We start from the raw sequence: 25,819 nt of genomic DNA, 5'->3' as shown, positions 1-25,819 counted from the left end.
CAAACCCCCGGGCCGGGGGGGGCGGTGGGTAGCACGCCCCCCCCGGGGGGGGGGGGGCGGCCCCCCCCGGCCCCCCCCGCGGGGGGGGGGGGGGGCCCCGCGCGGGGGGGGCCCCCCGCGACACCACTCCTACGTCCTGCCTACGTCACCGTGATCCGGTCGATGTCCGGCGCCCACCCTGAGGGGTTGGCGACGGTCAGCGTGTTGCCGGTGCCCGCGTTCAGATCGAGCGTCACGCTCGTCGTGCCGGGTGTCGTCCAGTCGGCGGTGGGCGCGAAGGTGAGCGTGCGGGTGGCGCCGCCGTTGGCCCGTACGGTCGCGGAGCGGGTCTGCGCTGTCGCGTAGTGCAGGGTCACCGTCCGGGTGCCGCCGCTGCCGCCGTCGATCCCGCGGAAGGTGAGCGTCGCGCCGTTGCCGAGGTAGCCGACCTTGTGGCCGCCGGAGCAACCCGCGCAGTCGGCGACCACGGCGGTGCCGGTGAGCGTGTTGCCCGCGGCCTCGGCCTCGTAGGCGGCCGGGTCGCCCGTTCCGCCGGATCCGACGGTCATGGCGCCGAGGTCGAGCCAGCCGTCGGCGTGCTGGCCGGCGTTGGCGAAGCGCAGCTTCTTCGCGGCCGAACTGACGTCCTCCAGGGGGTTCTTGGCCTTCATGACGAGCTGGTAGTCACCGGAGGCGACGCCGGCCAGGTCGACGGTGGCGTCGAAGTACTGGGCGTAGCCGTAATCGAGGTAGGCGGGATCGGAGCCGACGCCCCAGTCGGGGAAGGCCCGGATCTTCTGCGGCATGACTTTGCGCAGGTCCCAAGGGGTGGCCCAGCTCTTGACGACGTTCCCGGCCGCGTCCTTGAGGCCGAGGCTCACCGTCCAGGGGTAGTAGAAGGGGGCGACGCCGCTGTTGTTGATCCGTACGCCGACCTTGGTGCTGCCCTGCGCGGTGGCGTGGAAGTAGGCGTGGTCGACGCTGAGGTCGTAGCCCATCAGCCGGACCGCGGCGGCCACGCCGGCGTCGCCGGGGGAGTAGTTCGCGCTGCCCTCGTTGATCTTCCAGGTGGTGTGCTCCAGTTCCAGGCACGCCTTCATGTTGTCGACGGCGCCGGAGCCGCCGGGCCAGTTCGCGAAAGCCGTCGGCTGGATCTCGGGGCGCACCTCACCGCCCATGGAGGCCGTGGTCCAGCGGTTCTCCACGCCGTGTTCCAGCGCCTTTTGCAGTTGCGCGTACGGGGCCCCACCCATGGACGCCGGCAGGGTGACCCCGGCGAGCGGGCTGCCTTCTCGGAAGCAGAAGGAGTCGTCGTGGTAACCGACCCGCGGCAGGCTGTCCGCGGCGCCACCGGCCGACTCGGGGTATCGGACCTCGATCTTCGTGCGGGTGAAGGCGCTGTTGTAGGCCTGGATGAGTTCGGCACCGTGCGCGTCGGAGGGCATGTAGTTCGGATACGTGTCGCCCGAGGTGTCGGTGTCGTAGGGCCAGGTGTGCCACTCGCCCCAGAGCCCGACCAGACCCATGTGGATGAAGCCGATCCGCGGATCACCGTCGTAGCGCGCGCCGTACGCGGCGATGAACTTCTTGAGCGCGTCCAGCAGGTACGGGCTGTCGTAGTCGGGGCTGGTGGTGTTCCAGTAGCTGTTCGTGCGGTTGTCGACGTGCCCGGCGAAGCACGGCGGGATCGCGTTGGCGGGGTGGCTGCCGCTGCCGCCCGGATACTCGATGTAGAAGCGGATGGCGGCCTGATTGCCGTACGTGGCGGTCTCGTCGAGCGCTTTGTCGAGGACGGACCAGTCGTAGTGCCCGCAGTCCGAGGCGTCCTTCATGACCTCGGACAGGCCGAAGTAGCTCCAGGTCAGCGAGTGCGGATAGCCCGTGTTCTGGTCACCGCCCGGCTGGTAGAAGCGGGCGAAGCCCTTCAGTGGGTTGTCCACGGGCGCGTCGGCGCGGGTGAGCGCGTGCGCCGGCAGTGAGGGATCAGGGGCGGGGCCGGGGGACGGCCGCGACGGCGCGCCCTGAGCCGAGACGGTGGCGGGCGCGGCCTCTGCGGTCAGCGGCAACGCGGCCAGCGCGAGGGCGGTGGCGGCGGCACCGAGTGAGGCGAGCAGCTTTCTGTCGCGGCGTCGAGCGAAGGTGTGCACGGGTCAACCTCCGTGTCTGTGCGCTGAGTCGAGGTGGCGGGAAGGTCGGCAGCGAGCCGGGACCCACGAGGCGGATCACCCTTTCTTATGCGTCAGCATTGACAAAGTTTCGCTGCTGCTCATCAATATGTGACCACGGAGCCCCACTGACAAGAGGTGCGGCGAAGATCCGTTCGGAGGCCAACCATGGGCGCGGACACGGCACTTGCGCCACCACCTGAGATCGCGGGACCCGCTCCGGGCCGGACCGCCCGCTCAGGCAGACCGCGCAGGGCCCGCGACGACCGCGGAGCGGCCTGGCTGTTCCTGGCGCCCGCGCTCATCGGCTTCGCGCTCTTCTACGCGTACCCGACCATCCGCGGCATCTACTACTCGCTCACCGACTACAACCTGCTCACCCCGCCGAACTTCACCGGAGCGGACAACTACTCCCAGCTCATCGGCGACGACCAGTTCTGGAACGCCCTGAAGGTCACCGGCTACTACGTCGTCCTCAACATCGGCTCGCAGACCGTCCTCGGCCTGTTGCTCGCGACGCTCATGCACCGCCTGACCCGCTCGGTGGCCCTGCGCGCGATGCTGCTCGTCCCGTGGCTGGTGCCCAACGTCACCGTCGGCCTGCTGTGGATGTGGCTCCTGGACGCCAACCTCGGCTTCGTCAACCACCTCCTCGACGCCCTCGGCTTCGGCACCACCGGCTTCTTCACCTCACCAGACCTGGCGATGCCGACCGTCGCAGCGGTCAACACCTGGGCCTACGCCGGCTACACGGCACTGCTCCTGTACGCCGGAATGCTCCAAGTCCCTCAACACCTGTACGAGAGCGCCTCGTTGGACGGGGCAGGGGAGTGGCGCATGTTCACCCGGATCACCCTGCCGCTGCTGCGTCCGGTGCTCGCCCTCGTCCTCGTCGTGTCGCTGATCGGCTCGTTCCAGATCTTCGACACGATCGCCGTGACCACCAAGGGCGGACCCGTCAGCGCCACCCGGGTCATCTACTACTACATCTACGAACAGGCCTTCACCAACTTCCACATGGGGTACGCCTCCGCGGTGGCCGTCGTCCTCGCGGTCGTCCTCGGCGTGCTGACCGCCGTGCAGATGCGCCTGCTGCGCGCGTCCCGCTCGGACCTGGCCTGAGGAGACGGACGGACCGTGAACCGCACACGTATCAAGAGCACGCGAAATGGCCCACAGGCTGGCGCACTTGCGGGCCTGAGCCCCCGGAGCGCGCGCCGCCGGATGTCGCCCGGCCGGATCGCCGCGTGGGCCGCGCTCACCGTCGCCCTGCTCGTGACCGTCTTCCCCTTCTACTGGATGATCCGCACCGCGCTGACCCCGGCCGCCGACATCTACTCCGACGGCACAGGCCTGATCCCGCAGCACCCCACGATGATCAATTTCCTACGGGTCCTCGGGCTCACCAGCGAACAGGAGGCGCGGGCCGCCGGCGGCTCGGGCGCACAGGTGGACTTCCTGCGCTACCTGCTCAACTCCGTTGTCTACAGCGGCCTCATCGCCGTGCTCCAGACCATGTTCTGCGCCATGGCGGGCTACGCCTTCGCCCGCCTGCGCTTCCCCGGCCGGGACCTGGTCTTCGGGGTGCTGATCGCCGCCCTGATGGTGCCGCCGATCTTCACCGTGCTGCCCAACTTCGTCCTCGTGAAGAACCTCGGCTGGCTGAACACGTTCGCCGGGATGGTCGCGCCGAGCGTGCTCATGACGCCGTTCGCCGTGTTCTTCCTGCGCCAGTTCTTCCTCTCGATCCCGCGCGAGGTGGAGGAAGCGGCCGTGCTCGACGGCGTCGGCGCCTGGGGCGTCTTCTGGAAGGTCGTGCTCCCCATGAGCCGCGGACCGCTCCTCACCATCGGGCTCACCACCACCGTGTGGGCCTGGAAGGACTACCTCTGGCCGCTGCTGACCGGCCGCGACGAACAGACCCGCGTCCTCACCGTCGCCCTCGGCATCTTCCAGCAGCAGTCCCCGAACACCCAGCCCGACTGGACCGGCCTGATGGCGGGCTCCGCCCTGTCGGTGCTGCCCGTGCTCATCCTCCTGATCCTGCTCGGCCGCCGCCTGGTCGAGTCCCTGAACTTCACCGGCATCAAGTAGATGCCACACCCCGAGAGGTTTTCCGCGATGAAGATCAGACACCTGCGCGCCGGCGCGGCCCTGCTCTGCCTGGCCGCCACCTCCACACTCGTCTCCTGTTCCGGCGGGAGCGACAGCGCCGGCTCCGGCGCCACCATCGACTACTGGCTCTGGGACGACAAGCAGCTCCCCGCCTACCAGGACTGCGCGACCGCCTTCCACAAGGCCAACCCCGACACCACCATCAAGATCACCCAGACCGCCTGGGCGCAGTACTGGCAGAACCTCACCACCCAGCTGACCTCCGGCGACGCCCCGGACGTCTGGACGAACCAGGCCTCCTACTATCCGCAGTTCGCCACCAGCAACCAGCTCCTGGACCTCCAGCCCTACGTCGACCAGGACAAGCTCGACCTCTCCGCCTACCAGGCGGGCCTCGCCGACACCTGGGTCAAGGACGGCAAGCGCTACGGGCTGCCGAAGGACTGGGACACCATGGCCCTCGTCTACAACACCACGATGCTCAAGAAGCAGGGCGTCGACGCCGCCCGACTGGCCGACCTCACCTGGAACCCCGACGACGGCGGCACCCTGGAGCAGGCGATAGCCAAGGCCACCGTCGACGACCAGGGCCGCAACGGCCTCGACCCGGACTTCGACAAGAACAAGGTGAAGACGTACGGGTTCCTGCCCGAGTGGGCCGACGGCTCCCAGGGCCAGAACGGCTGGGGCGACCTCGCCGCCGCCAACGGGTTCACCTACCTCGACAAGAACCCGTGGGGCACGAAGTACCGCTACGACGACCCCAAGCTCGCCGCGACCATCGGCTGGTTCAAGCACCTCATCGACCAGGGGTACGCGCCCCGCTTCGACAAGCAGTCCACCGTCGCCAACTCCGAACTGCTCACCGCGGGCAAGGGCGCCATCATGGTCGCCGGCTCGTGGACCATCCCCACGTTCACCGACCCCAAGGTCAAGCAGAAACTCGCCTTCGCGCCGATGCCGACCGGGCCGAGCGGACGCAAGAGCGCCATCAACGGCCTCTCCGACGCCATCTGGGCCGGCTCCGCACACAAGGACCAGGCGTGGAAGTGGGTCGAGTTCCTCGCCTCGCCCGACTGCCAGAACCTCGTCGCGAAGCACGCCGTCGTCTTCCCCGCGCTCAAGTCCGCCACCGAGAAGGCGCTCGCCACCCACAAGGCGAAGGGCCGCGATGTGCACGTCTTCACGGACGCGGCAGCCGACAAGAACACCACGTTCCAGCTGCCCGTCACCGAACACGGCACCGAGATCGGCCCGATCGTCCAGGAAGCCATCCAGTCGGCGATCCTCGGCCAGAAATCCCCCGCCTCGGCGCTGAAGTCGGCCAACGACAAGGTCAACGGCCTCTTCAAGTAGCCACAGCCCCGCACACGCGGCACCCGTCCAGCGTAGACACACACAAGGAGATACATGCCCCAGGTCGTAGACGTCGGAGGGCGCACGTTCGCCGTCGAGCTCGCGGGCGAGACACAGCCCGAGCCCGTCGACGGAGGCCTGCTGCTGCCGCCCGGCCGGGTGGCGCTGCTGCACGGCCTCGGCGACGCGCTGTTCTACCGGCACGGACACAACTCCTGGAGCCCGTGCGGCTGGCGCCGCCTGTCCGAGCCGCCGCTGCGCATCGAGAGCGCCGAACGCCGCACCACCGCCGACGACACCGTGTGGGACGATCCGGCCCGACACCACTCCTCTGCCGTCGCCGCCCTGCAAGGCCCCGACGGCCAGGTCCTGCTGCTCGGCGCGCTCGGCCTCGACGTCCCCCGACTCGCCGCCGACCACGACACCCTCTCCGGCTGGTACGAGCGCGACGGCGCACCCTGGTTCCTCGCCCACGGCGCCGAGGACGAGGTCTTCGCCGCGTACGCCCGCCACCTCGCCGAACGTCTGGGCCGCAGCGGCAAGCGCGCGGGCGACGTGTGGTGCAGCTGGTACGCCTACTACGAGAACATCACCGAGGAACAGCTCACCAAGGACATCACCGCGCTGCGCGGACTGCCCTTCGACGTCGTCCAGGTCGACGACGGCTGGGAACGGATGGTCGGGGACTGGCACCCCAACGACAAGTTCCCCGCCGGAATGCGGGCCCTGGCCGACCGCATCACGGAGGCCGGACTGCGGCCAGGGCTCTGGATCGCGCCGTTCATCGCCCTGCCCGGCTCCCGCACCGCGCGGGAGCGGCCCGAACTGCTCCTCCGCGACGCACACGGCGACCCCGTGATCGCCGGACACAACTGGGGCACCGGCTACCACACCCTCGACCTCACCCTGTCCGCCGCCCAGGACCATCTGCGCGACACGATCCGCCGCGTCACCCGGGAATGGGGCTTCACCTACCTCAAGCTCGACTTCATCGGCGCCGGCACCGCGCCCGGCGTACGCGCCACCGACCTCGGCCGCGAGGAGGCCTACCGGCTCGGCCTGCGCATCATCCGCGAGGAGGCGGGGCCGGACGCCTACCTGCTGGGCAGCGGCGCACCCCTGCTGCCGTCCCTCGGCCTGATCGACGCCATCCGCAGCGGCCCGGACGTCGCGCCCCTGTGGGAGCACTACGCGACCCAGGACCCCTCGGACGCCCTGGCCCGCAACGCCGTCGTCAACACGGTCCACCGGCTCTGGCAGTCCCCGCTGCTCGAGGTCGACCCCGACGTCGTCTACTTCCGCAGCCGGCTCAACCTGCTCACCGAGCAGCAGCAGAGCTGGCTGCGCGACCTCGCCGACATCTGCGGATTCCGTGCGGTGTCCGACCCGCCAGGGTGGCTGCACCCCGACGAACTCGACTCCATGACCGCCTACTTGCAGCGGCGACCCGAGATCCGCAGGCTCGGCCGCTACCGGTTCGCGCTCGACGGAAGGGAGGTCGACTTCACCCCGGCGGTCACCCCGGAGACGGAGCAGCGCTACCCGATCGCCTGAATGCGACCCGCCGCATTAGTAAACTCTTCAGCAATATTCAGTAGCGGGCCCGCAACCCCTCCAGGGAGCACCAGCATGGCGACGACCGGAACAGACATGTCCCGGATGCGCGAGATGAACCAGCTGTCGATCGTGTGGGCGCTGCGCGGCAACCCGCCGTCCACCGTCACCGAGCTGGCCGGTCGCGCCGGCCTGTCCCGGCCCGCCGTGGACGTGCTGGTGCAGGGCCTCGTCACCGACGGCTGGGCTGAGGTCGAGGAACCGGGGGCGAGCAGCGTGGTCGGGCGGCCCGCACGCCGCTTCCGGTTCCGGGCGAGCGCGGGCCACGCGCTCGGCATCGACATCGGCGTCCACAAGATCCTCGTCATGGTCAGCGACCTGGAGGGCGAGATCGTCCGGGCCGAGCGCCGCCCCGTCGACCCGGAGGCGGCGCCCGAGGCGCGGCTCGCGGCGGTCGACGCCGTCATCGACGACGTGCTGCGCGCCGCCGGTATGACCGCGTCCGACATCTGGGCCGTCACGGTCGGGGTGACGGGACCGGTCGACGCCTCGGGCCGCACCACACTGTTCACACCGCTGCCCGGCTGGCACACCACCGACCCAGCTGCCCACCTGGCGGCCCGCTTCACCTGCCCGATCCAGGTCGAGAACGACTGCAAGCTCGCCGCCGTCGCCGAGCGGTGGAAGGGCGTCGCCCAGGACGCCGACGACATCGTGTTCCTCCTCGCCGGACTGCGCACAGGAGCCGGGCTCATCCTCGACGGCACCCTGCGCCGCGGCCACGGCGGCGCGGCAGGCGAGATCGGCGCCCTCAAGGCGGTCCGCTGGCTGACCGCCCCCGACCACCTGGAGTCCTGCCCCGGCGTACCGGCGACGGCGGGCGAGGCCGCGGCATGGGTGTTCCAGGCGGCCCGCGACGGCGACAAGGACGCCAGGACCGCCGTCCGTCGCTACACCCGCGATCTGGCCGTGGGCGTCGCCGCCCTCGTCCTCGCCCTCGACCCGCAGGTCGTCGTCTACGGCGGCGGGTTCTCCCGCTCCGCCGACGTGGTCCTCGAACCCCTGCGCCGCGAACTCACCAAGCACTGCCTGCGCCTGCCGGAGCTGCGCGTCTCGACCCTGGGCGACGAGAGCGTGGCCCTCGGCGCGCTGCGCCTGGCCCTGGACGAGATCGACCGCCGCCTGCTCAGCGACGGTCTGGCGGCACCGACGGCACCACGCGGATAGGCGACCCGGCCCACGGCGAGCCCGTCGACGACGGCGTACCGCGCCGGCGCGGACGGCGTCCGGGTCGTGGGCGCCGAAGCCCCTCCGACACCCTGGCGGGGGGCGGGGCGCCCCGCCCCCCCCCGCCCCCCCCCCCCCCCCCCGGCCCCCCGCCCCCCCCGGGGCCCCCCGGCGGCGGGGGCCGGGGGGGGGGGGGGGGGGCCCCCCCCCCCCCCCCCCCCGGGGGGGGGCGCGGGGCCCGCCGCCCCCCCCCCCCCCCCCCCCCCCCCGGCCGTTCACTCGGCGCCCGCGGGCGCCGCCGTGCTGCTGCGGACGACCAGGCGCGTGGCGAATTCGACGCGGGGCAGGTTCACGTCCTCGCCGTCGATGAGCCGCAACAGGGTGGTCGCGGCCATGCCGGCCATGTCCTGCAGCGGCTGCCGGACCGTCGTCAGCGCCGGGTCGCTCCAGCGGGTCACGGGGACGTCGTCGAAGCCGACCACGCTGACGTCGTCCGGCACCCGCAGCCCGCGTTCACGCAGCGCCGTGTAGGCACCGAAGGCCTGGAGATCACTGGCGGCGAAGACGGCGGTGGGCGAGGGACCGACGGTGTTCTCCGCGTCGAGCAGAGCGGCCATCTCGGTGTGTCCGGAGAGGTCGTTGAACTCGCCGTACCGCACCGCACCGTCGTGCACCGGCAGTCCGGCGGCCTCCATGGCGGCACGAAAGCCGTCGGCACGGGCGCGGCTGCACAACAACTGGCGCGGTCCGCCCAGATGGGCGATCCGGCGGTGCCCGAGCCCGATCAGATGCTCGGTCGCGGCGATGGCGCCGGCCCAGTTCGTGGCCCCGATCGTCGGTACGGTCGGATCCACGTTGCCGACGGGGTCGACCAGGACGAAGGGAATGTTGAGAGCCGCCAGCCTGGTGCGCTGACGTGGTGTGAGGTCCGAGACGACGAGGATGGCCCCGTCCGAGCGGCGGGCGGCGAGCTGGTCGAGCCAGGCGTTGGTGCCGGAACTGCTGCCGTGCACGGCGGAGAGCATCATGCTGACGCCCTCGTCGCGCAGCGCCTCCTCGGCACCGCGGATGATCTCGATGGACCAGAGGCTGTCGAGTTCGTTGAGCACGAGGTCGACGACTCCGCCCCTGCGTCGGGCCCGGCGCGGCTGGTAGTGGTGGCGGGCCATGATCTGCCGGACGCGGTCACGGGTCGCGGTCGAGACGTCGGCGCGACCGTTGAGGACCTTGGAGACCGTGGCGGTGGAGACGCCGGCTTCGGCGGCGATGGTGCTGATGGTCACCTTCGCAGCAGGTCGTGAGGTCATGTGCCGTCCGTTTCCCGTCCGCCGGTCCCGTCGGCAGCGCGTGTCGTGGTGCCCGGGCGCGCCTGAGCCCTCACCCGGAGACGAAGAGTACGACGCCGCGGCCGCGGAGCCGAGGGCGCGGTCCACCGGCGGGCGCCCCGCACAGCCGTGCTCATGCCGCGTCACCCTCGTCCGCCCGGTACTTGAGCTCCGCGAACGCGGCGGGATGCCCGCCGCCGGTGAGGTCCTGGGCGCAGACCCCGACGAAGGCGCCGGTGAAACCCCAGCTGTCGTAGTGCCCCTCGGCGTCGCCCACGGTCGCGTAGTCGTCCGACAGCCGTGTCACGTCCAGGCGGGGGCCGAGCCGGTGCCACTGCCGGGCGGTGGCGTCCCACCAGGTGAAGGCGGCCGTGGCGCCCGCGCAGGTGAGACGGAGCCGCACGGGGCCCGCACCGGGCACGAGCACGGCGGCGGCCGGCTCGGCGTAGCGGCCCCGGTCGCAGGTGGCCAGGCGCAGGACCCGGCCGTGCTCCTCGTCGTGGGTGAGGTGCGCGTAGTGCCACAGCTGGGTGTTGTACAGGTGGACCACGCCCGCCATCTGCCGCGGCGAGTACGGCTCGAAGGACACCGCGGCCTCGAAGGAGAAGCCGGTGTGCTGCTGGCGGCGGGCCACGAGGCTCTGCCGGTGCCGGGAGGTGAGCGACTCGGCGCCCCGCAGACGGACCCCGCCACCGGGGAGGGCGGAGAGCCAGGACGGATCGGGGTGGCGGCGCAGGGTCATCCACTCCGGAGGCAGCACCCCGCCGCGGTCCACGGGCTCCCGCGCGGCTGCGGCGCGGCTGCGGGGCGCGGGGACGCGCAGGGAGGGGCGGCCCTCCCCGCTGTCGCCGGAGACCCGGGGCCAGCCGTCCGTGGTCCAGTGGACGCGCTGCAGGGCGGTCTCCCGGCCGAGCACGCAGGCACCCCGCGCAGTGAGGGGGCGGGCGGCGAGGTGGGCGAGGTACCACTCGCCGTCCGGGGTGTCGGCCAGGCTGGCGTGGCCCGCCTTCTGCAGTTCCAGGCGGTCGTCGCCGTAGGAGGTGAGCAGCGGGCCGGCGGGGTCGGGGACGTAGGGGCCGGTCACCTCGCGGGAGCGGGCGACGGTGGCGGCGTGCTCCCAGGAGGTCCCGCCCTCCGCGGTGACCAGGTAGTACCAGCCGCCGCGCCGGTAGAGGTGCGGGCCTTCGGTGCGGCCGAGAGCGGTGCCGGTGAAGATGCGGTGGACGGGTCCGCGCGGGGCGCGGGCCGTGCGGTCCCACTCCTGGAGCAGGATGCCCGCGAAGGGGTCGCGGCCGGGCCGGTGGTCCCAGTCCAGCCACAGGTACCAGCTGCGTCCGCTGCCGCCGGGGCCGGTGTCGTGGAAGAGCGACGGGTCGAAGCCGTGGCCGGGCAGGGAGACCGGATCGGACCAGGGCCCGGTGATCTCCGGTGCGGTGACGACATGGTTGCGTACGTCCTTGAACGCCCCCGCCAGGCTGGTCACGTTGGAGTAGACGAGGTGGAACAGGCCGTCCGCCCACGACAGGCACGGGGCCCACACGCCTCCGGAGTCGGGTACGCCGGTGAGGTCCAGCAGCCGTTCCTCGGTGAGCGCGCCGCCCAGCGGGGACCAGTTCACCAGGTCCCGGGAGTGGTGCAGCGTCACGCCGGGCAGCCACTCGAAGGTCGAGGTGGCGAGGTAGTAGTCGGGTCCGACCCGCAGCAGGGACGGGTCGGGGTGGAAGCCGGTCAGGACGGGGTTGTGGATCGTCCGCGGGGGACGCCCGCCGCGGAGCGGGGTGTCGTTGCCGGTCGTGGGGACGGCGGCGGTCATCGGGACCTCGTGTCTCGAAGCAGGTGGGTGTGCGGGGCGGGGCGCGGTGTCAGCCCTTGACGGCGCCGGCCATGACGCCGGAGACGATGCGCCGGGCCAGCACGGCGAACAGCGCCAGGACGGGCAGGACGGAGACCACGACGCCGGCGAGCATCAGGGTGTAGTCGGTGTAATAGCCGGCGGCGAGCTGGTTGAGGGCGATCTGCACGGTGCCGTTCTCCGGGGGCAGGGCGATCAGCGGCCAGAAGTAGTCGTTCCAGGCGAACATGAAGGTGAACATGCCGAGCACGGCGGCGGTGGAGCGCACCGCGGGCCAGGCCACGTACCAGAAAGTGCGCAACTGCCCCGCGCCGTCCATGCGAGCGGCCTCGATGAGCTCGTCGGGGACGTTCTCCTCCATGGCCTGCCGCATCCAGAACACGCCGACGGCGGAGACCAGCGCGGGCACGATCAGCGAACTGAGCTTCCCGTACAGCCCCATGTCGGTGACCAGCAGGTAGAGCGGGATGATGCCGAGCTGGGTCGGCACCATCACGGTCGCGACGACGACCACGAGGAGCGCGTCGCGGCCGGGGAAGCGGAGCTTGGCGAAGGCGTAGCCGGCCAGGGAGGACAACAGCACGTTGCTGACGGCCGTGGCGCCGGCGACGGTGAAGGAGTTGCCGAGCGCCTGCCAGAAGTCCACGGTGTCGAAGACCCGCTGGATGTTCTCGATCAGGTGGCCGCCCGGCACCAGCGACGGGGTCGAGCCGCCGAGCACGGAGTTGTCGCTGTGGGAGGCGACGACGACCGTCCAGTACAGGGGGAAGACCGAGGCGAGGACGACCGCCGCCAGCAGCGCGTACGCCAGCGGGCCCGCGCTGTCGTGGTGGCGGGGCCCGCGCGGCCGGGCCGCGGCGGTGTCCGGCGGCTGGGCGGACGCCTCGCGGTGCTCGGCCTCGGCCGGGGGAGGGGGTGCGGTCACGTGCGGTGCCACGAGCGGGCTCCTTTCGGTGGACGGACCGGTCGGTCGGCGGCCGGTCAGCGGTCGGAGCCGCTCAGGCGCCTGGTGAGGAAGACATTGAGGGCGGCGACCAGGGCGATGACGAGGAAGAGCACCCAGGAGATGGCCGAGGCGTAGCCGGCGTCGTTGTTGATGAAGCCGTACTTGTAGAGCATCAGCGTCAGCGTCTGGAACTGATGCTCGGTGCCGCCCTCGGCGTTGGCCTGGGAGTCGAAGAGGAAGGGCTCGGCGAAGAGCTGGAGCCCGCCGATGGTGGAGATGACGACGGTGAACAGCAGCGTGGGCCGGATCGACGGCAGCGTGATGCGCCGGAAGGTCAGCAAGCGGCCCGCACCGTCGACCATCGCCGACTCGTACAGCTCGCGCGGCACCGCCTGCATGGCCGCGAGGTAGATCAGCGCGTTGTAGCCGGTCCACCGCCACATCACCATGAAGCTGATCGCGAGGTGGGAACTCCAGGTGTCGGCGCTCCAGTCGACCGGGTCGCTGATCAGACCGAGGTGCTCCAGGACCCAGTTGACGACGCCGAAGTCACGGCCGAACAACTGGGAGAAGACCAGCGCCACGGCGACCACGGAAACGTACTGCGGCACCAGGACCAGCGCCCGCCACGTGGTGCGGGCCCGCAGCCGGCGGTCCAGCAGCCAGGCCACGCCCAGGGCGAGGAGGAGCTGCGGCACCGTGGACAGCAGGAAGATGCTGAAGGTGTTGAAGGTGGCGGTGTAGAAGTCCGAGTCGGCGAACAGGTCCCGGAAGTTGTCGAATCCGGCGAACCCGCCGTTGCCGGCGAGCCGGTCCCAGTCGTGCAGGGAGACCCAGAACGTGTAGATCAAGGGGTACAGGCCGAAGACGCCGAAGACGACGAAGAACGGCGCGACGAAGCTGTAGGGGGCGAACAGAGCCCGGCGGCGCTTCGGCTCCGGCGGGGTGGTGAGGGCGTGCCCGGCACCGGTGGTGTCGACCGCCATGGCGTCCTCCTGGCAGGAAGGTCGGGGGTGGAGCGGGTGCCGCCCGCGGGACGGACGGCACCCCGGGTGCGTGGGGTTGCGCGCGGGTCGCCGGTCAGTGCTTCAGGTTCTTCTCGGCCTCGGACAGTGCCTTGTCCCAGGCCTCCTCGGGCGAGGCCTTGTCCTGCTCCACGAGCTGGAGGGCGTTGCCGAAGGGCAGCCGCACCTGCTGGTCGTCGGTGCCGCGGAAGCTGGGCTTGAGGTCCTTGGCGGAGGCGGCGAAGATCTGCCCGGTCGGGGCGTCGTTGAAGTACTCCTTGCGGGTGCCCTGCACGGCCGGATCGGACAGTGCCGAGGTGATCGACGGCAGTGAACCGGTCGGGCCGGTGAAGATCTTCTTCTCCGCGTCGGCGGAGGTGAGGAACGCGGCGAGCTCGGCGGCCTCCTTGGCGTGCTTGCGCTGCTTGGGCACGGTCAGGAACGAGCCGCCCCAGTTGCCGCCGCCCCCGGGCACCGCGGCGATGTCCCACTTGCCCGCGCCGTCCTCACCGGCCGCGGTCTGGATCAGCCCGGTCAGCCAGGCGGGGCAGGTGATGGTGGCCATCCGCCCCTGCTTGATGCCGGCGTTCCACTGCTGGCTGAAGGGCACGAGGTTCGCCGACTGGCCGTCGGCCGCCGCCTTCGCGGTGGTGGAGAAGGCCTTCTTCACCGCCGGGTTGCTGTCGGCGATGTAGGAGTCGCTCCGGTCGAAGAAGCCGTACTCGGTCTGGTTCATCATCGCGCTGAACACGTTGCCCGCGGCGTCGAACCAGGCGTGGTCCTTCACCTTGCCGCGGAAGGCCTCACCGGTCTTGAAGTAGGCCTCCCAGGTCGGCCAGAGCTTGGCCACAGCCTCGCGGTCGGTCGGCAGGCCGGCCCGGGCGAACAGGTCCTTGCGGTAGCAGATCGCGAGTCCGCCGACGTCGGTGCCGTACCCCATGACGAACGAGCCGTCGGCGGAGGTGCCCTGGGCCCACTTGTACGGCAGGTACTCGGTCTTGCGCCGGGCGCCTCCGTAGTCGGCGAGGTTGACGAACTTGTCCTTCACCTCGCGGAACTTGGGCAGGTAGCCCTCCTCGATCGCCATCACGTCGGCTGCGCCGCTGCCCGAGGACAGCTGTGTCGAAAGGCTGTTGTGGTGCTGGTCGAGCTGGGAGACCCGCTCCTTGATCACCACGTCGGGGTGCGTCTTCTGGTACTCCGCGAACAGCGGCTTGTAGCCGAAGTCGCTGAAGGTGGCGACGGTGAGCGTGGTCTTGCCGCCGGCGGAGTCCGAGCCGGACGAGCAGGCGGCCAGCGAGACCAGGGTGGCGAGACCGGCCGCGGCGGCGAGCGTGCGGCGCAGGCGCGAGGAGCCCATGCGGGACCTCCAGGGGAGAGGGTGACGGAACGACGGAAGGACGCCTGCCGCGGCGGGGGAGGGCCACAGGGCCGCGCGGAGGCCACGCGCCGGGTCGTGTCCGGCGCTTCGATGAGACAACTTGCCGGTGAGCGAAACTTGCTGTCAATGGTTACGTGGAAGTTTCGTTGACGGTGCGGCGCCGGTCAGCGCAGCTGATCTACGTCTCCGAAGGACCGGTAGTCGTCGAGGGGGCTTGAGAGCAGGTCGGAAGGTTACGGCAGAGTGGCTGCCACCTGCTCAGTCGACCGAAACTTACGCGACTCATTGACGTAACAAGCGAACGTCTCCACGATGCCGGGCAACACATCCGCATGGCACAAGGAGATTCCGCATGCGCTCCCTGCGAAGACGAGCCGTCACCGCGCTCGCCGGCCTCGCCGCGGTGGCCGCCCTGGGCTCGGTCGGCCCCACCCCGGCAACCGCCCAGGCCGCCGTCACGGCCCGCAACCTGCCGGCCGACGGCAAGGTGATGGCGATCATGGGGCAGGACAGCGACACCCTCGCCTCCTACAAGCGTGACGTCCTGGACAACGCGGGCCTCGACGCCCCCGCGCCCGGCGGCGTCACCCTCTACACCAACCTCGTCCTCGGCGGCAGCCCCGAACCCCTCGCCGGCATGAACACCCCCGCCAACTGGGGTTCCGGCACCGTGGACTTCGCAGGCACCCTCGCCCAGTACCCCGACTCCGCCCTCGCCGTCGGCCTCTACCTCTCCGACGCCACCAGCGGCTGCAACAACCAGCCACTGCGCGCCATCATCGGGACGAACGACAGCGACGTCACCGCCGGCAACCCCAGCCTCATCAGCCAGTACCGGGCCAAGGTCGACCAGATGGTCACCAAGCTCAAGAGCTACGACCGCCAGGTCTTCCTGCGCATCGGCTACGAGTTCGACGGCCCCTGGAACTGCTACAACGCCGACTACTACAAGAAGACCTTCGCCTACATCAAGGGCCGCATCGACGCCCTCGGCGCCACCAAGGTCGCCACCGTCTGGCAGACAGCCGCCTGGCCGCTCAACACCAACCCCGACCACCCCGAGTGGAACTACGTCGTCACGGACCCGAGGCATTACGACATCTGGTACCCCGGTGACCAGTACGTCGACTGGGTCGGCCTGTCCGCCTTCTACGGCACCGGCTCGGTCGGCACCCAATGGGGATGCAGCACCTACGACACCTCACCGACCGGACTGCAGAACCGCGTCCTCGACTTCGCCCGCGCCCACGGCAAGCCGGCGATGATCGCCGAGGCGTCCCCGCAGGGCTACGACAACGGGGCGCACACCAAGAGCTGCATCATGCGCAAGAACCCGACGGCCACCAGCGCGGACACCATCTGGAACGAGTGGTACAAACCGTACTTCGCCTTCGTCACCGCCAACCGGGACGTCATCCGCGCCGCCGCCTACATCAACACCGACTGGGACGGCCAGACCCAGTGGCAGTGCGCCGACGGCGCCGCGGCCGGCGGACCCGGCTGCGCCAACGGCTACTGGGGCGACGCCCGCGTCCAGGCCGACCCCACCGTCCGCGACCGCTTCCTGGCCGAACTGCGCGGCGCCCAGTGGGTGCACGGCACCGGCTCCGGACAGAACCCCGACCCGGACCCCGGCACGCCCACCGAGCCGCCCCGGACGGGCGACTACACCCAGGGCGTCACCTCCGCCTCCCAGCCCGCCATCTGGTTCAAGCCGGCCGGGACCGCCACCTTCGTCACCGTCCACTACCGCGTCAACGGCGGCGCCGAGCAGAACTACTTCCTCACCTGGAACGCCGCCGAGAGCCGCTGGGAGAAGCCCGTCGGCCTGCGTCCCGGTGACACGGTGACGTACACCTTCGACTACCAGCCGGCCGGCCAGACCGCGCAGATCACCACCGGCAGCTTCACCTACCGGACCCCCTGACCTCCCCCACCCCACCGGGGCCCGCGACACACGCGGGCCCCGTAGTCAGGAGCACCCATGCACCCCCACACGTTCCCGCACGCGAGCAGAGACCGCGGCCTGGTCCTGCTCGTCCTCGCCCTGCTGGCCGCCGTCCTCCCCCTCGGCGGCGCCGCCCACGCCGCATCCTCCGGTCCCGGCCCCGTACGGGTACGGGCGGCAGCCCCGCGCACCCTGCTCATCGGCCAGTCCACCAGGACCGCCTGGGACGACTACACGTCCTTCGCCGACGCCCCCGCCGGCGGCTCCGTGTACTACGAGGTCGCCTCCGGCGACTGGGTCGGCCCCGGGCACGCCGCCTACGCCGGCTTCCTCGCCGACCGCGGCGACACCGTCCAGATCGGCATCAGCTGGAAGGACAACCCGCCCGGTTTCCCCGGCGGCGACGACAGCGCCAAGGCCGCCCGCTCCCGGCAGGTCACCCAGGAACTCGCCGACGGCAAGTGGGCCGACCGCTTCACCCGGCTGACCGACTTCATCGACGCTCACCCGAGGGCCACGTTCCTGCTCCGCCTCGACTACGAGGTCAGCAGCCACTACCACTGCACCGACGCCACCTGCTCCTCGTACAAGGGTGCTTTCGCCCGCATCCGCTCGCTCATCGAGGACCGCATCCACCAGGACAACGTCCGCTTCGTCTTCCACCCGGTGCGCGGCGAGTACGAGGCGCTCTACCCGGGCGACGCGGTCACCGACGAGATCGGCGTCTCCGTCTTCGCCCACGAACTGTGCATGCCGATCCGCGACACCGGCGGCTACCTCTACAACGGCACCCCGCCCGACAACTACGACATCGGCGCCCTCCAATGCCGCAACGCCTACATCGGCACCGACACCCACGGCAATCCGGCCGCCGTCTGGAAGAACTGGGACTACGACGGCAACGTCCTGAAGATGATGAAGTTCGCCCAGGACCACGGCAAGAAGATGGTCGTCTCCGAGAGCGGACTGATGAACCTCACCGCGGACGGCGCCGACACCGGCGGTCTGGAACCGGTGCGCGGGGCCGAGTGGACGCGGCGCCTGTTCGGCCTGCTCGACTACCGGGGCCCGATCCCCAACCTGCCGGGCACCTATGACCTGTCCGACGTCATCACCACCGTCACCTACATCGACCTCGACTTCCGCTACGGCTGGGACGGGATCGACGACGGGAGCTTCGACTTCCCGCCCGACTCGACCTGGTTCGCCGACGGACGCCTCTCCCGCTACACCGACGCCCGCACGACGTTCTGCCGCGGCCTGGCCGAGCGCGGCTTCACCACCGGATGCCGGGCCTGACCCGCGACCCCGGCGACCCCGGCGAAGGGCTCCCCGCCTCCCGCCGGGGTTCCCTATCGCCGGCCGGGATCTCCGGGACCCAGTCACCGGGTTCGGCCTGGCGCGACCTGCCCGCCGACCACCGTGACCAGGGTGTTGTTTCGATGACGGTCGTACTATGGGGGGAGTTCATTGTGATCATCTCGAGGAGTGACTGTGGCCCGACCTCGTACCGCCGCCCGGTCGGTGGTCCACCCCGATGTGGCCGAGGTTTCTTTGCAGCAGGTGCTGGAGGCGCTGGTGGATCCGGTGCGCCGGTCGGTGGTGTCGCAGCTGGCCGGGGCCGGGGAGGACATGAGCTGCGGCACCTTCGACACGCCGGTTTCGCTGTCGACGCTCACCCACCACTTCAACGTGCTGCGTGAGGCGGGGGTGATCCGTCAGTACTACGTGGGGACGACGAAGTTGAACGCGCTGCGTACTGAGGAGTTGGAGGGGCGGTTCCCCGGTCTGCTGCCGGCGGTCGTGGCGGCCGCCACCGTCGAGGTGGAGGGCCAGGCCTGAAGCAGCGAAACGCGGCCGGTACATACTTCGATGCGGATCGAAATTTGACGGTCATCGAACTTTGGGGCAGGGTGGGTGGCACAGCCGGTCCGGTACCGGGGTCGCCCGCTTGTTTATGCGCCTGAAGGAGACACGTATGAACCGCGTCGTCCGTTTTCATGAGATCGGTGGTCCGGACGTCCTGCGCCTGGACGAGGTCCCTGTTCCCCAGCCGGGCCCGGGAGAGGTCCTGATCCGCACCCGGGCACTCGGCCTGAACCGGGCGGAGTCGATGTTCCGCCTGGGCCAGTACGGGACCGCGCCCGTACTCCCCGCCAGCATCGGCTACGAAGCCGCAGGTGTGATCGAGGCACTCGGCGAAGGCGTACACGGACTGACCGTGGGGGAGGCGGTCAGTGTCGTGCCGTCGTTCACCATGAACGACTACCCCGTGCACGGGGAGGCGGTCCTCGCCCCGGCCCACGCGGTCGTCGCGCATCCCGGGCAGCTCTCCTTCGAAGAAGCGGCCTCGGTGTGGATGCAGTTCATCACCGCCTACGGCGGACTGGTCGACGTCGCGGGCATACGCGCCGGTGACACCGTACTGATCTCCGCGGCCTCCAGCAGCGTCGGCCTCGCGGCCATCCAGATCGCTCACCAGGCCGGCGCCCGCGCCATCGCACTGACCCGCACCGGCGCCAAACGCCGGCAACTTCTGGATGCCGGCGCCGATGACGTCATCGCCACCGCCGAGGAGGACGTCCCCTCCCGCGTACGCGAACTGACCAACGGTCAGGGCGCCCGCATCGTCTTCGACCCCGTCGGCGGAAACGCCCTGGCCGACCTGGTCGCCGCCGCCGCGCCCGGAGGTGTCCTCGTGCTGTACGGCGTCCTGGACCGTACTCCCACCCCGCTCGACATCGGGCAGGTCCTCTTCAAGCGCCTCACCCTCCGCGGCTTCACCCTCCATGAGATCACCACCGACGCCCAGCGCCGCGCCGAAGCGGTCGCGTTCGTCACCGAGGGCCTGGTCAAGGGGGAACTGGTCCCTACGGTCGACAAGGCCTTCCCGCTCGACGACATCGCCGAGGCGCACCGCTACCTGGAGGCCGGCGGCCAGGTCGGCAAAATCGTGATCACCGTCGGCACCGACACGACCCCTTGACCTGTACTCCCGCGGCGGGCCTGCACTGCTCTGCGGTGCCCAGGCGACTGGAGCTCTCCTTGCCGCGGCGAGCGGATGCGCGCAGAACGATCTGCCTGCGCCGCAACCAGGTACGCAGATGATCGAAGTCGTCGCCCTCGTCCGCGTGGAGCTTGGCCGGTCGGCGTCACCTGGGCCCGTAGCGGGACCGGATCGGTGGGATGCCGCGCAACACGTTTCATCGCATTCTCAGGCGCCTGTGCCAGGGTGCCGTCATGAGCACATCAGAGGTCCCGCCCGGTACCCGGCTCCTGGTCGTCGACGACGAGCCCGCCATCCTCGACGTCCTGGTCACCTCGCTGGAGTTCCTCGGGTACGAAGTGGGCCAGGCGGCGACCGGTCTGGCCGCGCTCACGGCGGTCCGGGAACACGCCCCCCACCTCGTACTCCTCGACGTCATGCTGCCCGACATCGACGGATTCGAGGTCGTGCGGCGGCTGCGGCAGGCCGGCGCGACCATGCCGGTGATCTTCCTGACCGCACGGGAGAGCGGCCGGGACATCGTGGGCGGCCTCGATCTGGGGGCCGACGACTACATCACGAAACCCTTCCGGCTCGCCGAGGTCGCCGCCCGGGTCCGCGCCGTCCTGCGCCGCGGCGAGAGGCAGCCGGAACAGGGGCTGCTGGTCTGCGCGGACGTGGAGATGAACACGCAGACCTACGAGGTCCGCAGGGCCGGGGTCCCGGTGGACCTCTCGCCCACCGAGTACAAACTCCTGCGGCACCTGCTGCTGAACCGCAACCGGGTCCTGACCCACGAGCAACTGCTCGAACACATCTGGGACTTCGGCGGCGCCGACCACGGCGTGCTGAAGACCTACATCTCCTACCTCCGCCGCAAGCTCGACGCGCTCGGTCCCGGACTGATCGAGACGCGACGCGGAGTCGGCTACATCCTGCGCGACCGGGGAACCGTGTGAGCCCCGCGCTGCCCCGACGCCGCCCGCTGCGGCCCCGCTCCCTGCGCGGCCGCCTCCTGTTCGCGCTGCTCAGCCTGGTCGCCGTGGCCCTGCTCGTGCTGGACACCGTCGTCTACGCGGCCCTGAGCAGGGACCTCATGCACCGTACCGACGTCACCCTGCGCGCGGTACGCCAGAGAGTGGCCCAGCAGGTCCGGCAGGCCGCGCCCGACGGACAGCTCGGCAACGACGTCCGGCTGCTCGGCGCCTCGGAGTTCTACCTCCAGCTGCGCCGGCCCGACGGCACCGTGCGGGACCTCGTGCCCCAGTTGCGGGATCCCGGCAACGCCGCACCACGCATCCCTGAGCCGCTGTCGCAGGTCCGCGGCGACGGCGTCCGCACGGTAGGACCAGCGGCCTCCGGCGGCCCCGACTACCGGCTCCTGGTCCAGCGCGTACCGGGACACGGCACCCTGATCGCGGCCACCCCGCTGGACCAGGTCCAGGGCACCCTGCGGCAGTTGCTCGTCGTCGAGGCGGCGGCGACCTGCGGGGTGCTCGTGCTGCTCACGGCGGCAGGACTGTGGGTGCTGCGCCGCGGCCTGCGGCCCTTGGAGACGATGGCGCGCGAGGCGGACGCCATCGCCGCCGGCGACCGGGCCGGCCAGGTCGCCCCGGCCGACGACGCCACCGAGGTGGGGCGGCTCGGCCTGGCCCTGAACACGATGCTGGCCGGCGAACGGGCCACGCAGGACCGGCTGCGCCGCTTCGTCGCCGACGCCTCGCACGAACTGCGCACCCCGGTCACCGCGGTCCTCGGCTACGCCGACCTGTACCAGCAGGGCGCGGCCGACACCGCCGCCAGGCGGGAGCGCGTGATGCACGGCATCACCACCGAGGCCCTGCGCATGCGGCGCCTCGTGAACGACCTGCTGCTGCTCGCCCGGATCGACAGCGCGCCGGACCACGCACGGTCCACCGTGGATCTGCCCGCCCTGGTGCGCGACGCCGTGTCGGCCGCCCGCGCGGTCGACCCGCACCGGCCCGTGTCCGTACACGCCGAGGACGGGACCACGGTGCTGGGCGATGCCGAGCAGCTGCGCCGCGTCGTGGACAACCTGCTCGCCAACGTACGCAGCCACACGCCGCCCGGCACCGCGGCGCGGGTCACCGTGGACGCCGGCCCCGCCTCCCACGTGACACTCACCGTGGCCGACGACGGGCCCGGCATCCCCGAAGCGGCGCTGCCGCGCGTCTTCGACCGCTTCTACCGCGGCGACCCGGCCCACAGCGGTGACGGCAGCGGCCTGGGCCTGGCGATCGTCGCGGCGGTGGCCCGGGCGCACGGCGGCGCGGTGGACGTCGCCGGAGCGCCGGGGGAGGGAGCCACGATCACCGTGCGGCTCCCCGCGGGGCCCTGACCCGGCTCCGGATCAGCCCGCGCCCGCGGCGGCACCGCACTCCGCAGCCCCCTGGCAACCGCGCATCTTCTTGAGCGTCGAGTCCAGCCGGGACTTCGTGGCCGCGGACAACTGCGCGAAGACGTTGTGCAGCATGTCCGGGTCCTTGTCGCGGTCGTAGTACTCGTGCGACCCGTTCCGGTACGCGACGTAGGTGTACCGGTCGGTGCGCAGCGCCTCGTACGACGGCGGATTGCCGCTGCCCTTACGGGGCTTGTCGGGGTCCTTGCGCGAAGTGTCGGGACCGTGGTGTTCCACCAGCGCGGTCCGCGGCCAGTCGTCGGGCGTCTCACCCTTGAGGAGCGGTACGAGACTGCGCCCGTCGGCCTGCGGATCGGGCTCACCGCCGCCCAGGTCCGTCAGCGTGGGACAGATGTCGATGTTCGACGCGACGGCGTCGTTGGTCGCGCCGCGCCGTACTCCTGGCCCGGTGACGACGAGCGGGACGTTCACGTCCGTGTCGAAGGCGGTCTGCTTGCCCGGCATCAGACCGTACTGGCCCAGGTGGAAGCCGTTGTCGGAAGCGAAGGCGAAGACCGTGTCGTCGGCCACGCCTTCCTTCTCCAGCTTGTCCTGGAGATCACCGATCATGCGGTCGACGGCCTGCACGGCGCGTACGCGCTTGCGGTACGTCTGTGTGATCTTCTTGACCTGCCGGGGAGTGAAGTTCTTCTCGTCGCGCAGCCACTGCGGCGCGTCCGTCGGCGTCTTGCCGAAGGCGGGCGGCCGCGGCAGCTTCAGGTCCTGGAAGGTGCCCTCGTCCTGCGGGGCCGGGGTGGCCGGGCCGTGCGGCGCGAACGTGGAGATGTCGAGGACGAAAGGCTTCTTGTCCTGCACGGACTTCTCGATGAAGTCCTGGCCCTTTCCGCTCACCACATCGGTCAGGTAGTCCTTGGCGGCGTGCGCGTGGTCGACGGTCTTGCCGTTCTGGTTGAGGGTGTAGTCGTACTCCTTGTAGCCGTTGCCGGCCACGTCCCACTCGTCCCAGCCCGGCGGCACGTAGTTCTTCTCGCCGTCCACGGTCATGTCCGGCTCGTAGCCGTTCAGGTACTTGCCCATCATGGCCGTGCGGTAGCCCTGCTTCTGCAGAGCCGTGGCGAACGTCTTGCCTTCATTGCCCTTCTTGTGGAAGGTCTGGAAACCGCCGTCAGGCGGCGTGTTGGTGTAGACGCCGGTGTTGTGCGGGAACTTGCCCGTGAAGATGGACGAGCGGGACGGACAGCACAGCGAGTCCGTCACCGTGTAGTTGGAGAAGGACATGCCGTCCTTCTGCATGGCCTTCACGTGCGGCATGTAGTCCACCAGGTCCGACGACAGGTCGTCCGTCAGAACCCACACGATGTTGGGACGGGCGGACGATGTGGAGCCGCTCGGGCTGCCCGTGCTCGCGGTGGCCCGGTCCGCCGCGCCGCTCGCGCTGTCACACGCGACCGCGCCGGCCGCGAGCGCGGCGACGGCGAGCCACAGCGGAGCCTTTCCTGGTACGCCTGTTGCCCTGCGCAATGGTGCCTCCTGAACGGCGTGAGAGAACGACTTCCCAGCCTTCGACCCTGGCCGACCAAGGTGGGAGAACCGTGGGAGGACGGCGGGCAAGGCGTAGGAAATACGCACCGAAGCGCACGACGCACGGATATCTCCGGCGGACACGGACAGACGACGTTCATGGACGCGACAGAGACGGACACAGCCACGACGGACACAGCCACGACGGACACAGCCGCGACGGACACAGCCGCGACGGACACAGCGAGGACGTATATGACGTACATAGCGACGACGCAAGCGTCGGCACGACGGAACAGGAGGCGTCTGTGCGCGGCGGCACTGGTGAGCCTCGGAGTGGTCGCGGCGACCGCCTGCGGGGCAGAGAGCGGCGACGGCCAGGCACGGGCGTCGACCCCGACCACGCCGGCCGGGGCCACCACGGCGACGGAGCACACCGAGCCGCCCACAGCGAGCGGCAGCGCCACCGCCGCCACGACCCGTGCCGGCACCCCCGCACCGAGCGCCACGGACACGCGTGACACCACCAGCGCGCAGGCCGGAACGCGCAGCGACTGCACCACGGACGACCTGAAGGTCGGACTGAAAGCGACGGGTCAGGAGATGAACAGCAAGTACTTCGACCTGACCCTGACCAACACCACGGACCGGACCTGCGCACTGAAGGGCTACCCCGGCCTGTCGCTCACCGACAGCGCGGGGGCGCGCATCGGGAAGCCCGCCACACGGTCCCAGAACGGCAGCGTGCAGGACGTCAGGCTCACCCCGGGGCACGCGGCCCATGCCGTGGTGCAGACCCCCGACCGCGGGGTGACGGACGGAAAATGCTGGGCCGAACCCGCGCACATCAAGGTCTATCCGCCGGACAACACCGCGTCACTGACCGCCGCCGCCCCCGACGAGCTCGAAGTGTGCGGGAACAGCTTCACCGTCGGCCCCTTCACCCCGCGGGCGCTCTGAGGCACGAGTACGGCGGTGCAGGATCTGTTCGGTGCTATGCGAACCCGGCGACAACCCTATGCTGCACGCCGCCATCTACCGGGCGGAGCCAGGCTCGGTCATGGTCGTGGAATCGGGCGACATCGATTACGCGCTGGCGGGCGGCTACGTGTGCGCGGTCGCGCAGCGTCGCGACATTCGTTGTCGACGGTGTCATACGCGACCTCGGCGAGATGCACGAAGCGGGCTTCCCGGTCTTCTCCCGCGGTGTCATCCCGATCCCGGGCACCAAGAAGAAGCTGGGCGCGCGCGGTGCGCCGGCTCGTGCGGGCGGTGTGCTGGTGCACCCTGGAGACATCGTGGTAGCCGACGAGGAGGGCATCGTCGTCACTCCCGCCGGCCGCCAGGAGGAGATCCTCGCGGCCGCTCGGGCGAAGCTCGCCAAGGAGGCCGAGCTGTCCCTCGACGCCTGGGAGGCGGACTACCGCGCCCGCATCGAGAAGGCGTTGCGCGACTAAAATTTCGCCGACTGACGGAATCCCCCGTGCACCGGCCCTCCGGCCGAGAGCTTTCGGCGGCGCCTGAGCAGCGCGTTTGCGCAGCCCGCGCGCACGCCCGGCGCAGCACGCTCACCAACGCATACGTTCCGAACAACGTGACCATGTGCAAGTCGCTTACCTGGTCGGCCAGTGCACATCCATCCGTCGTCGTCCCGGCAGGCCCCCCGAGTCCTCGCCCGGCTGGGAGCATGCCCCGACCATCGCCCCCGTCCGCCCGCCATCGCGCCGCCACGCGGTCGCTGTCTGCACGAGCAGGTCGGGCGTCGGCACCAGCACAACCAACCGCCGCGCCCCGAGCCGCCGCGGCGATGAGCGTCTTGCCGGTACCCGTGGCGGCGATCGATGCACTGGCACCGCAGCCGGCCTCCGGCACGGGCCCGCCCGCGGGCGTTTGGAGCGCCCGCACGACGGCGTCGACCGCCTCGACCTGACGCGGCCGCAGAGCCTGCGACGACGATCGTGCGGGCACGGGCACGGTCGGGAGTGCAGCGGTAGCGGCCACGTCAGTCACGGGGGCCTCCTGCATCGTGCGGCTGCTGGACGAGGGTGTGGGTGCGGGCGCCGGTGTGGGCTCCGGCTGC

General features: G+C 70.8%; 19 protein-coding genes and 2 pseudogenes. 13 read left to right on the top strand and 8 right to left on the bottom strand.

The annotated features are described in order from the left end of the window. Positions 1-140: 140 nt before the first annotated feature. Positions 141-2,126, bottom strand: coding sequence for a DUF4832 domain-containing protein (locus tag ACIBW6_RS30590; RefSeq protein WP_399065288.1), 1,986 nt, complete (start codon positions 2,124-2,126; stop codon positions 141-143). Positions 2,127-2,312: 186 nt separating this feature from the next. Here ACIBW6_RS30590 and ACIBW6_RS30585 point away from each other — a divergent pair, with 186 nt between their 5' ends. The 5 genes from ACIBW6_RS30585 to ACIBW6_RS30565 all read left to right on the top strand — a co-directional run bounded on the left by ACIBW6_RS30585 (position 2,313) and on the right by ACIBW6_RS30565 (position 8,396). Continuing rightward, positions 2,313-3,266, top strand: coding sequence for a carbohydrate ABC transporter permease (locus ACIBW6_RS30585; RefSeq protein WP_399065286.1), 954 nt, complete (start codon positions 2,313-2,315; stop codon positions 3,264-3,266). 102 nt (positions 3,267-3,368) lie between these two features. Next, positions 3,369-4,238: a carbohydrate ABC transporter permease gene (locus ACIBW6_RS30580; protein ID WP_399065284.1), complete on the top strand. Its 870-nt coding sequence runs from the start codon at positions 3,369-3,371 to the stop codon at positions 4,236-4,238. A 27-nt stretch (positions 4,239-4,265) separates the two neighbouring features. Beyond that, on the top strand, positions 4,266-5,615 hold the full coding sequence (locus ACIBW6_RS30575) for an ABC transporter substrate-binding protein (RefSeq protein WP_399065282.1): 1,350 nt from the start codon (positions 4,266-4,268) through the stop codon (positions 5,613-5,615). 54 nt (positions 5,616-5,669) lie between these two features. After that, entirely contained in the window at positions 5,670-7,169 is a 1,500-nt protein-coding gene (locus ACIBW6_RS30570) for a glycoside hydrolase family 36 protein (RefSeq protein WP_399065279.1), read from the top strand. 75 nt (positions 7,170-7,244) lie between these two features. After that, a complete protein-coding gene (locus tag ACIBW6_RS30565) occupies positions 7,245-8,396 on the top strand; it encodes an ROK family transcriptional regulator (protein WP_399065276.1) in 1,152 nt (383 codons plus the stop codon). Between the two features lie 275 nt (positions 8,397-8,671). On the opposite strand, the gene ACIBW6_RS30560 is transcribed toward ACIBW6_RS30565, so the two are convergent. From ACIBW6_RS30560 to ACIBW6_RS30540, 5 genes are all read right to left on the bottom strand, one after another. Beyond that, positions 8,672-9,703, bottom strand: a complete 1,032-nt coding sequence (locus tag ACIBW6_RS30560) for a LacI family DNA-binding transcriptional regulator (protein ID WP_399065274.1) — start codon at positions 9,701-9,703, stop codon at positions 8,672-8,674. A 151-nt stretch (positions 9,704-9,854) separates the two neighbouring features. Then, complete coding sequence (locus tag ACIBW6_RS30555) at positions 9,855-11,534, bottom strand: glycoside hydrolase family 43 protein (RefSeq protein ID WP_399065272.1); 1,680 nt, start codon at positions 11,532-11,534, stop codon at positions 9,855-9,857. 49 nt (positions 11,535-11,583) lie between these two features. Then, entirely contained in the window at positions 11,584-12,510 is a 927-nt protein-coding gene (locus ACIBW6_RS30550; protein WP_399065270.1) for a carbohydrate ABC transporter permease, read from the bottom strand. Between the two features lie 44 nt (positions 12,511-12,554). After that, positions 12,555-13,505, bottom strand: a complete 951-nt coding sequence (locus tag ACIBW6_RS30545; protein ID WP_399065268.1) for a carbohydrate ABC transporter permease — start codon at positions 13,503-13,505, stop codon at positions 12,555-12,557. A 94-nt stretch (positions 13,506-13,599) separates the two neighbouring features. Continuing rightward, entirely contained in the window at positions 13,600-14,883 is a 1,284-nt protein-coding gene (locus ACIBW6_RS30540) for an extracellular solute-binding protein (RefSeq protein WP_399065266.1), read from the bottom strand. Between the two features lie 373 nt (positions 14,884-15,256). Here ACIBW6_RS30540 and ACIBW6_RS30535 point away from each other — a divergent pair, with 373 nt between their 5' ends. The 4 genes from ACIBW6_RS30535 (at position 15,257) to ACIBW6_RS30520 (ending at position 19,838) form a co-directional block, all read left to right on the top strand. Further along, complete coding sequence (locus ACIBW6_RS30535) at positions 15,257-16,831, top strand: endo-1,3-beta-xylanase (protein ID WP_399065264.1); 1,575 nt, start codon at positions 15,257-15,259, stop codon at positions 16,829-16,831. Positions 16,832-16,888: 57 nt separating this feature from the next. Beyond that, positions 16,889-18,151, top strand: coding sequence for a hypothetical protein (locus tag ACIBW6_RS30530; protein ID WP_399065262.1), 1,263 nt, complete (start codon positions 16,889-16,891; stop codon positions 18,149-18,151). A gap of 195 nt (positions 18,152-18,346) precedes the next feature. Continuing rightward, entirely contained in the window at positions 18,347-18,694 is a 348-nt protein-coding gene (locus tag ACIBW6_RS30525) for an ArsR/SmtB family transcription factor (protein WP_399065261.1), read from the top strand. A 136-nt stretch (positions 18,695-18,830) separates the two neighbouring features. Beyond that, the gene (locus tag ACIBW6_RS30520) at positions 18,831-19,838 is read left to right on the top strand and encodes a zinc-dependent alcohol dehydrogenase family protein (protein ID WP_399065259.1); all 1,008 of its coding nucleotides are present in this window, start codon (positions 18,831-18,833) and stop codon (positions 19,836-19,838) included. Positions 19,839-19,875: 37 nt separating this feature from the next. On the opposite strand, the pseudogene ACIBW6_RS30515 reads toward ACIBW6_RS30520, so the two are convergent. Further along, positions 19,876-20,004 (bottom strand): annotated as a pseudogene (locus ACIBW6_RS30515) (IS5/IS1182 family transposase); the annotation flags it as partial. An 88-nt stretch (positions 20,005-20,092) separates the two neighbouring features. On the opposite strand from ACIBW6_RS30515, the gene ACIBW6_RS30510 reads away from it, so the two are divergent. Beyond that, positions 20,093-20,797, top strand: a complete 705-nt coding sequence (locus ACIBW6_RS30510) for a response regulator transcription factor (protein ID WP_399065257.1) — start codon at positions 20,093-20,095, stop codon at positions 20,795-20,797. After that, complete coding sequence (locus ACIBW6_RS30505) at positions 20,794-22,197, top strand: ATP-binding protein (protein WP_399065255.1); 1,404 nt, start codon at positions 20,794-20,796, stop codon at positions 22,195-22,197. The genes ACIBW6_RS30510 and ACIBW6_RS30505 overlap by 4 nt, the downstream gene beginning before the upstream one ends. 12 nt (positions 22,198-22,209) lie before the next feature. Here ACIBW6_RS30505 and ACIBW6_RS30500 read toward each other — a convergent pair whose 3' ends face one another. After that, positions 22,210-23,739, bottom strand: a complete 1,530-nt coding sequence (locus ACIBW6_RS30500; protein ID WP_399065253.1) for a sulfatase — start codon at positions 23,737-23,739, stop codon at positions 22,210-22,212. A gap of 324 nt (positions 23,740-24,063) precedes the next feature. On the opposite strand from ACIBW6_RS30500, the gene ACIBW6_RS30495 reads away from it, so the two are divergent. After that, positions 24,064-24,699, top strand: coding sequence for a DUF4232 domain-containing protein (locus tag ACIBW6_RS30495; RefSeq protein WP_399065251.1), 636 nt, complete (start codon positions 24,064-24,066; stop codon positions 24,697-24,699). 28 nt (positions 24,700-24,727) lie between these two features. Then, positions 24,728-25,196, top strand: a pseudogene (locus ACIBW6_RS30490) (RraA family protein); the annotation flags it as partial. Positions 25,197-25,819 lie beyond the last annotated feature (623 nt).

It is taken from the genome of Streptomyces sp. NPDC049813, assembly GCF_044465085.1.
In the GTDB taxonomy this organism is placed as follows: domain Bacteria; phylum Actinomycetota; class Actinomycetes; order Streptomycetales; family Streptomycetaceae; genus Streptomyces.
Note: the sequence above shows the minus strand (reverse complement) of the source record. Positions and strands in the feature narration are given on the sequence as shown.

What these genes read in the sequence shown, in the direction of transcription:
- ACIBW6_RS30585 (WP_399065286.1), top strand. Translation starts at nt 2,313, where the DNA reads ATGGGCGCGGACACGGCACTTGCGCCACCACCTGAGATCGCGGGACCC.
- ACIBW6_RS30535 (WP_399065264.1), top strand. Translation starts at nt 15,257, where the DNA reads ATGCGCTCCCTGCGAAGACGAGCCGTCACCGCGCTCGCCGGCCTCGCC.
- ACIBW6_RS30520 (WP_399065259.1), top strand. Translation starts at nt 18,831, where the DNA reads ATGAACCGCGTCGTCCGTTTTCATGAGATCGGTGGTCCGGACGTCCTG.
- ACIBW6_RS30580 (WP_399065284.1), top strand. Translation starts at nt 3,369, where the DNA reads ATGTCGCCCGGCCGGATCGCCGCGTGGGCCGCGCTCACCGTCGCCCTG.
- ACIBW6_RS30540 (WP_399065266.1), bottom strand. Translation starts at nt 14,883, where the DNA reads ATGGGCTCCTCGCGCCTGCGCCGCACGCTCGCCGCCGCGGCCGGTCTC.
- ACIBW6_RS30560 (WP_399065274.1), bottom strand. Translation starts at nt 9,703, where the DNA reads ATGACCTCACGACCTGCTGCGAAGGTGACCATCAGCACCATCGCCGCC.
- ACIBW6_RS30510 (WP_399065257.1), top strand. Translation starts at nt 20,093, where the DNA reads ATGAGCACATCAGAGGTCCCGCCCGGTACCCGGCTCCTGGTCGTCGAC.
- ACIBW6_RS30530 (WP_399065262.1), top strand. Translation starts at nt 16,889, where the DNA reads ATGCACCCCCACACGTTCCCGCACGCGAGCAGAGACCGCGGCCTGGTC.
- ACIBW6_RS30565 (WP_399065276.1), top strand. Translation starts at nt 7,245, where the DNA reads ATGGCGACGACCGGAACAGACATGTCCCGGATGCGCGAGATGAACCAG.
- ACIBW6_RS30555 (WP_399065272.1), bottom strand. Translation starts at nt 11,534, where the DNA reads ATGACCGCCGCCGTCCCCACGACCGGCAACGACACCCCGCTCCGCGGC.
- ACIBW6_RS30575 (WP_399065282.1), top strand. Translation starts at nt 4,266, where the DNA reads ATGAAGATCAGACACCTGCGCGCCGGCGCGGCCCTGCTCTGCCTGGCC.
- ACIBW6_RS30570 (WP_399065279.1), top strand. Translation starts at nt 5,670, where the DNA reads ATGCCCCAGGTCGTAGACGTCGGAGGGCGCACGTTCGCCGTCGAGCTC.
- ACIBW6_RS30545 (WP_399065268.1), bottom strand. Translation starts at nt 13,505, where the DNA reads ATGGCGGTCGACACCACCGGTGCCGGGCACGCCCTCACCACCCCGCCG.